At 65.1% G+C, this 7449-nt stretch carries 6 protein-coding genes and 1 pseudogene; 6 read left to right on the top strand and 1 reads right to left on the bottom strand.

Features of this window, described 5'->3' with window-relative positions:
- Positions 1-539: 539 nt before the first annotated feature.
- Positions 540-1361, bottom strand: coding sequence for a DNA-binding transcriptional regulator (locus G7009_RS27145; protein WP_181133357.1), 822 nt, complete (start codon positions 1359-1361; stop codon positions 540-542).
- A gap of 316 nt (positions 1362-1677) precedes the next feature.
- Between G7009_RS27145 and G7009_RS27140 the strand changes: the two genes are divergently transcribed.
- From G7009_RS27140 to mhpE, 6 genes and pseudogenes are all read left to right on the top strand, one after another.
- On the top strand, positions 1678-3345 hold the full coding sequence (locus G7009_RS27140) for a bifunctional 3-(3-hydroxy-phenyl)propionate/3-hydroxycinnamic acid hydroxylase (protein ID WP_181133356.1): 1668 nt from the start codon (positions 1678-1680) through the stop codon (positions 3343-3345).
- Position 3346: 1 nt separating this feature from the next.
- On the top strand, positions 3347-4291 hold the full coding sequence (gene mhpB / locus G7009_RS27135; RefSeq protein ID WP_181133355.1) for a 3-carboxyethylcatechol 2,3-dioxygenase: 945 nt from the start codon (positions 3347-3349) through the stop codon (positions 4289-4291).
- Positions 4292-4310: 19 nt separating this feature from the next.
- Positions 4311-5174 (top strand): alpha/beta fold hydrolase, encoded by an 864-nt coding sequence (locus tag G7009_RS27130; RefSeq protein ID WP_181133354.1) that lies wholly within the window; start codon positions 4311-4313, stop codon positions 5172-5174.
- 14 nt (positions 5175-5188) lie between these two features.
- Entirely contained in the window at positions 5189-5983 is a 795-nt protein-coding gene (gene mhpD, locus G7009_RS27125; protein WP_181133353.1) for a 2-keto-4-pentenoate hydratase, read from the top strand.
- 11 nt (positions 5984-5994) lie between these two features.
- Positions 5995-6927 (top strand): acetaldehyde dehydrogenase (acetylating), encoded by a 933-nt coding sequence (locus G7009_RS27120; protein WP_181133352.1) that lies wholly within the window; start codon positions 5995-5997, stop codon positions 6925-6927.
- Positions 6924-7449: pseudogene (gene mhpE, locus G7009_RS27115) on the top strand (4-hydroxy-2-oxovalerate aldolase); the annotation flags it as partial. The gene G7009_RS27120 and the pseudogene mhpE, both read left to right, overlap by 4 nt.

Raw genomic sequence — 7449 nt, 5'->3', positions numbered from 1 at the left:
CGCGGTGCATGGCACCGGCTTTGCCGGTATTCGCGGGTGAACCCGCTCCCACAGGATCGCCTCTGCCAAGCAGTCTGCTTCTGGCCGTGAGCAGCCCCCCGCGAAGGTCTGCTAGGGGCCGATATCAGGCACTCGCAAGGGGCTGCTATCAACCCATAGCAGACCTTGGCTTTCAGAACAGTCTCCGCGAGAAAGCACCGGCGAGCATGCGAGGTAATCAACGCCCGCAAGCGCTGCGCATACCCTGTGGGAGCGGGTTTACCCGCGAAGAATGCGACGCGGTGCATGGCACCGACTTTGCCGGTGTTCGCGGGTGAACCCGCTCCCACAAGGATCGCATCTGCCAAGCAGCCTACTTCTGGCCGTGAGTAGCGCTGCGCGAAGGGCTGCATTAGGTTGAAAGCAACCAGCCACACAAAGACAACGAATCTCAAATCGCCCGCTTTGATCTCAACAACAACGCTGATGTTTACGCACAGCATTTCATTGGTTGTACGACTGGCCAGCGCGTGCACACCGAAACTTAACGCGAACCCCGCTCAGGCTAGCCCCGGCCTCGATGAAAGATCGGTGCCCAGCTTCTGTCGTACTTGCAGCGCAAAGGACTGCAGGGCTGGCAGATATCGTTCGGCAGCCTGTTGAATACTCATTGCCTTGGCGATGTAGATCAGGCTCACACAGCCCAGCAGGCGCTGGCTATCCTGGTCATGCAGGGGCACCGCGATGGAGGCGATCTTGGCTTCCCGGTTCCAGCCCATGTAGTTCTCGCCGTAACCCCGATGACGCGCCTTGCGCAGGATGTTGTCCAGCGCCAGCCGGTCGCGGGCCAGGTGGTATTCGGGTCCGTCGCGGGTGGCCAGCAGCGCCAGGATCTGCTCGCGTTCCGCTTCGCCGCAGAACGCCAGGTAGGCCAGCCCCGTTGCCGTCTGCAGCACCGGCAGGTGACGGCCGACCATCGAGCGGTGAAACGACAGGCGGCTGAATCGGTGCGTGGTCTCGCGCACCACCATCTCGTCGACCTTCAGCGTGCAGATATCGGTCGGCCACAGTACACGCTGCAACAGGTCACCCAGCAACGGTGCAGCGATGGCGGAGATCCACTGTTCGTCGCGAAAGCCTTCGCTCAGCTCACGCACCTTGAGGGCCAGGCGGAAGCTGTCGTCGGATTCGCTGCGGCGCACGTAGCCTTCGTCCTGCAGGGTCTCGAGCAGGCGCCGAACAGTCGTGCGATGCAGGCCGGTGATTTCAGCCAGGCTGGACGGGCTGGCACCCCCGTCCAGCCGGTTCAGGGCGTTGAGCAAGGCCAGGCCACGGCTTAGCCCGCGCACAGTCTTGTAATCGGAATATCGGTCAATATTCAAAAAAAATCCTTATAAAACAATGATGTGCACTTAATGCACAGCAGCGTTGTTTTTCATTGTAGGGCAATCAGCGCCGTTCCTATACTCGCTGCAACAACTACAACACCCTGACAGGGGAAACCATCATGCGCCATGCCTGCCTGCCGTCCTTAACCATTGCCTGCGTCTTCCCACTTCGAAGCGTAGCGATATTCCGCTAGACCCCGTACCCGTTAAAACGCCCATTGATCCCCCTTGCGCCTGCCTGCGCGAGGACGGTCGCGGCTTGCCTGGAATACTCCGGGGTCGCAGTGGGGCAGTGTCGAGGATTACAACAATGAACAAGACGCATCCAGATCGCTTCCAGGCCGACTACACCGCAGACGTGGTCATCATCGGTGCCGGCCCGGTAGGGCTGGCCATCGCCAACTATCTCGGCCAGGCCGGGGTGCAGGTGCTGCAGATCGAGAAGCTCGACCAGCTGATTGACTACCCACGCGCCATCGGCATCGACGACGAGTCGCTGCGTACTGTGCAGGCCATCGGCCTGGTCGAGCAGGTGCTGCCGCATACCACGCCGTGGCATGCCATGCGTTTCCTGACCCCCAAGGGCCGCTGCTTCGCCGATATCCAGCCGACCACCGACGAGTTCGGCTGGTCGCGGCGCAACGCTTTCATTCAGCCTCAGGTCGACGCCGTGCTGCACCGCGGCCTGGCGCGTTTTGCCAATGTGCGCACGCTGTTCTCCCGCGATGTGGTGGAGTTCCAGCAGGACGAGCAGGGCGTGTGCCTGCGCATGAACGGCCCCGAAGGGCGCCAGGAAACCGTGCGCGCCCGTTACCTGGTGGCCTGCGACGGCGGCAACAGCCTGATCCGCCGCACCCTGGATATCTGCTTCGAAGGCAAGACCGCGCCCAACCAGTGGATCGTCATCGACATCGCCAACGACCCGCTGGGCACCCCCAACGTCTACCTGTGCTGCGACCCGATGCGCCCGTACGTTTCCGCGGCGCTACCCCACGGCGTGCGCCGCTTCGAATTCATGGTGATGCCCGGTGAGACCGAAGAGGAGTTGGGCAAGCCTGAGAACATGCGCAAGCTACTGGCCAAGGTGCTGCCGGACCCGGACCGCGTCGAGCTGATCCGCAAGCGCGTGTATACCCACAACGCTCGCCTGGCGGGCCGCTTCCGGGTCGAGCGGGTGCTGCTGGCCGGCGACGCTGCTCATATCATGCCGGTCTGGCAGGGCCAGGGGTACAACAGCGGCATGCGCGACGCCAGCAACCTCGGCTGGAAGCTGGCCTTGGTGGCTAAGGGCTTGGCCGGCGAAGCGCTGCTCGATACCTACGAGCAGGAGCGCCGCGACCACGCCAAGGCGATGATCGACCTGTCGGTGCTGGCGGGCCATGTGCTGGCACCGCCCAAGCGCTGGCAGGGCACACTGCGCGACGGTATCTCGTGGGCGCTGAACTACCTGCCGGCGGTCAAGCGCTACTTCCTGGAGATGCGCTTCAAGCCCATGCCGCAGTACACCAAGGGCGCGCTGGTCACCGAGCAGAACAGCAAGGCGACGCCGGTCGGGCGCATGTTCATCCAGCCCAGGGTGGTCACCGAATCGGGCGAAATCCGCCTGTTGGACGACGTGATCGGCAGCAACTTCGCCTTCATCGCCTGGGGCAACGACCCCCTCTGGGGCTTGAGCGCAGCCCAGGTGGACGCCTGGCGTGCGCTGGGTGCCTGCTTCATCCAGGTGTTGCCGGAAGTTCAGCTCAAGGCCGGTCGCGAAGTGCCGGACGGGGTCATCCGTATCGGTGACAGCACTGGCCGCCTGAAGGAGTGGTTCGGCCGCTACCCGGTGTCCATCGCGCTGTTGCGCCCGGACCGTTTCGTCGGTGCCGTGGCCATTCCACAAACCATCGGCCAGGCCAGCGACGCCCTGCTGCGTGCGTTGGCTGTCCAGCCCCAGGCTGACCAGCAAGCGCCGTTGGCGTCCAAGGTGGCCTGAGATGAGCGCTTATCTGCACTGCCTGTCGCATACCCCATTGGTGGGCTACGTCGACCCGGCGCAAGCCGTGCTGGCCGAGGTGGACGAAATGATTCGCGCCGCCCGTGCGCGCATCGCCGCGTTCGACCCCGAGCTGGTGTTCCTGTTCGCCCCGGACCACTACAACGGTTTCTTCTATGACGTGATGCCGGCCTTCTGCATCGGCATGGGCGCCACCGCCATCGGCGACTTCCAGAGCGCGGCCGGCCCGCTCGACGTACCGCGCGAGATCGCCGAGGCCTGCGCCAACGCGGTGCTGGAAGCGGGGGTAGATGCCGCCGTTTCCTATCGCATGCAGGTCGACCATGGCTTCGCCCAGCCGCTGGAGCTACTGCTTGGCGGCCTGGCCGAAAAGCCAGTGATCCCGGTGTTCATCAACAGCGTGGCGGTGCCGCTGCCAGGCTTTGTCCGTGCCCGCCTGCTCGGCGAGGCCATCGGTCGCTTCGCCCGGGGCACCGGCAAGCGCGTGCTGTTCCTCGGCTCCGGCGGGCTGTCGCACCAACCGCCGGTGCCAGAGCTGGCCCATGTCGATGCGCGCGTGGCCGACCGCCTGATGGGCAGTGGTCGCGACCTGCCGGCCAACGAGCGCCAGGCTCGCCAGCAACGGGTGATCAGCGCCGCCGAAGGTTTCGTGCGTGACCAGCACACGCTGCATCCGCTCAACCCGGCCTGGGACAACCACTTCCTCGACCTGCTGGAGCAACGCCGCTTCGGCGAGCTCGACGCCATAGCCAATGCTGAGCTGTCGGCGCTGGCCGGCAAATCGACCCACGAAGTCAAGACCTGGGTGGCGGCCTTCGCCGCCCTCGCTGCGTTCGGCGATTACCAGGCCAGCGAGCGCTACTACCGGCCGATCCCGGAGTGGATAGCCGGCTTCGCTTCGCTCAGCGCCCATTCCCTTACCTAATGAACAGAGGACTCCCATCATGACCAGCATCTCCCTCAGCGAAGCCGGCAGCAGCCGCCTTGACCGTATCCGCGAAGGCGAGCTCGACCTGCAAGTGCATTACAACGACCTCGGCGAGGGCGCCGAAACCGTGGTCATGTTGCACGGCTCCGGCCCTGGCGCCAGCGGTTGGGCCAACTTCAGCCGTAACCTCGAGCCGCTGCTGGCTGCCGGCTACCGCGTGGTGCTGATGGACTGCCCGGGCTGGGGCAAGAGCGACCCGATCGTCTGCCGCGGCTCGCGCTCGGACCTCAACGCCACCGCGCTCAAGGGCCTGCTCGATGTGCTGGGCCTGGAGCGCGTGCACATCCTCGGCAACTCCATGGGTGGCCACAGTGCCGTGGCCTTCACCCTGAGCTACCCCGAGCGTGTCGGCAAACTGGTGCTGATGGGCGGTGGCACCGGTGGCGCCAGCCCGTTCGTGCCGATGCCCACCGAGGGCATCAAGCTGCTCAACGGCCTGTACCGCGAGCCGACCATCGACAACCTGAAGAAGATGATGAACGTCTTCGTCTATGACCCGAGCGATCTCACCGAGGAGCTGTTCCAGACCCGCCTGGACAACATGCTCAGCCGCCGCGACCACCTCGACAACTTCGTCGCCAGCCTGGCCGCCAACCCCAAGCAGTTTCCCGACTTCAGCGCGCGCCTGGCCGAGATCAAGGCCAAGACCCTGGTCATCTGGGGCCGCAACGACCGCTTCGTGCCGATGGATGTCGGCCTGCGCCTGATCGCCGGTATCGCCAATTCCGAATTGCATGTGTTCAACAACTGCGGCCACTGGGCGCAGTGGGAGCACGCCGACACCTTCAACCGCCTGGTGTTGGACTTCCTCCAGCATTGATTGAGGTACACCCCATGACCATCGATTCGCAAACCCTTGAACGCCTGGCCGCCGACCTGCGCCGCGCCCAGCAGCAGGGTGAGGCCATCGCCCCGCTGCGCGATGCCATCGGCGCGGAAAACGCCGAGGCGGCCTACGCCATCCAGCGCTTGAACGTCGCTCACGCCCTCGCCGAAGGCCGGCGCCTGGTGGGTCGCAAGATCGGCCTGACCAATCCCAAGGTGCAGGCCCAGCTGGGTGTCGACCAGCCGGACTTCGGTTGCCTGTTCGCTGACATGTGCTATGGCGACAACGAAAGCGTGCCTTACGCCAGCGTCATGCAACCGAAGATCGAGGCCGAGATCGCCCTGGTGCTGGCCCATGACCTGCCCAGCGCGCAGACCACCTTCGCCGACGTGATCGCCGCCACCGGCCATGTGCTGCCGGCGCTGGAAATCGTCGGCAGCCGCGTCCAGGACTGGAACATCCGTTTCGCCGATACCGTGGCCGACAACGCCTCCAGCGGCTGCTTCGTGCTCGGGGGACCGGCGCGCCAGTTGCACGACCTCGATCTGCGCGGCGCGGCGATGCGCATGACCCGCAACGGCGAGCTGGTGTCCAGCGGCACCGGCGCCGAATGCCTGGGCCATCCGCTCAACGCCGCAGTGTGGCTGGCCCGCACCATGGCGCGCCTGGGCGAGCCGCTGCGTGCCGGCGACATCATCCTCACCGGTGCCCTCGGGCCGATGGTGGCGGTGGCGCCGGGCGACCATTTCGACGCCGAGATCGACGGCCTGGGCCGTGTCGGCGTGACCTTCAGCGGCGAATGACGGAGACCCCCATGAGCCATAAACGCAAAGTTGCCATCATCGGCTCCGGCAACATCGGCACCGACCTGATGATCAAGATCCTGCGCAATGCCCAACACCTGGAGATGGCTGCGATGGTCGGTATCGACCCGGCGTCCGATGGCCTGGCGCGTGCCGCCCGCATGGGCGTGGCCATCACCCATGAAGGGGTGGAGGGCCTGACCCGCCTGCCGGAGTTCAAGGACATCGATTTCGTCTTCGACGCCACCAGCGCCGGCGCCCACGTGAAGAACGACGCCTTCCTGCGCCAGCACAAGGTCGATCTGCGCATGATCGACCTGACCCCGGCGGCCATCGGCCCGTACTGCGTGCCGGTGGTCAACCTGGAGCAGCACCTGCAGGCGACCAACGTCAACATGGTCACCTGCGGTGGCCAGGCCACCATCCCCATGGTCGCGGCCGTGTCACGTGTGGCCAAGGTGCACTACGCCGAGATCGTTGCCTCGATCGCCTCGAAGTCCGCAGGCCCCGGTACCCGCGCCAACATCGACGAGTTCACCGAGACCACCAGCAAGGCCATCGAAGTGATCGGCGGTGCGGCCAAGGGCAAGGCAATCATCATCATGAACCCCGCCGAGCCGCCGCTGATGATGCGCGACACCGTGTACGTGCTGAGCGAGGCTGCCGACCTGCAACAGGTGGCGGCGAGCATCGAGGAAATGGCCGCCGCGGTGCAGGCCTACGTGCCGGGCTACCGCCTCAAGCAGCAGGTGCAGTTCGAAGCGGTACGCGACCTGAAGCTGCCGGGGCAGGGGACTTTCACAGGCCTGAAGACCTCGGTGTTCCTCGAGGTCGAAGGCGCTGCCCACTATCTGCCGGCCTACGCCGGGAATCTCGACATCATGACCTCCGCCGCGCTGGCCACCGCCGAGCGCATGGCCCTGGCGATGGGAGCTTTGGCATGAACGGCAAGAAACTCTATATCTGCGACGTGACCCTGCGCGATGGCATGCACGCCATCCGCCACCAGTATTCGCTGGATGACGTACGCGCCATCGCCACCGCCCTTGACCGGGCCAAGGTCGACGCCATCGAGGTCGCCCACGGTGACGGTCTGCAGGGCTCCAGCTTCAACTACGGCTTCGGTGCCCACACCGACCTCGAATGGATCGAAGCAGCCGCCGACGCGGTCAGCCACGCCAAGATCGCCACGCTGCTGCTGCCAGGGATCGGCACCATCCACGACCTGAAGAACGCCTACGACGCCGGTGCTCGCATCGTCCGCGTGGCCACTCACTGCACCGAGGCGGATGTGTCGCGCCAGCACATCGAATATGCCCGCGAGCTGGGCATGGACACGGTGGGCTTCCTGATGATGAGCCATATGCAAACGCCCGAAGGGCTCGCGCAACAGGCGAAGCTGATGGAAAGCTACGGCGCCACCTGCATCTATGTGGTGGACTCGGGCGGGGCGATGAACATGGATG

Source organism: Pseudomonas capeferrum, from assembly GCF_013523055.1.
Taxonomy (GTDB): domain Bacteria; phylum Pseudomonadota; class Gammaproteobacteria; order Pseudomonadales; family Pseudomonadaceae; genus Aquipseudomonas; species Aquipseudomonas capeferrum_A.
This window is presented reverse-complemented; position numbering and strand designations above follow the sequence as displayed.

Excerpts from the sequence above, each read along its gene's own strand:
- G7009_RS27140 (WP_181133356.1), top strand. The coding sequence starts at position 1,678 with ATGAACAAGACGCATCCAGATCGCTTCCAGGCCGACTACACCGCAGAC.
- mhpB (WP_181133355.1), top strand. The coding sequence starts at position 3,347 with ATGAGCGCTTATCTGCACTGCCTGTCGCATACCCCATTGGTGGGCTAC.
- G7009_RS27130 (WP_181133354.1), top strand. The coding sequence starts at position 4,311 with ATGACCAGCATCTCCCTCAGCGAAGCCGGCAGCAGCCGCCTTGACCGT.
- mhpD (WP_181133353.1), top strand. The coding sequence starts at position 5,189 with ATGACCATCGATTCGCAAACCCTTGAACGCCTGGCCGCCGACCTGCGC.
- G7009_RS27120 (WP_181133352.1), top strand. The coding sequence starts at position 5,995 with ATGAGCCATAAACGCAAAGTTGCCATCATCGGCTCCGGCAACATCGGC.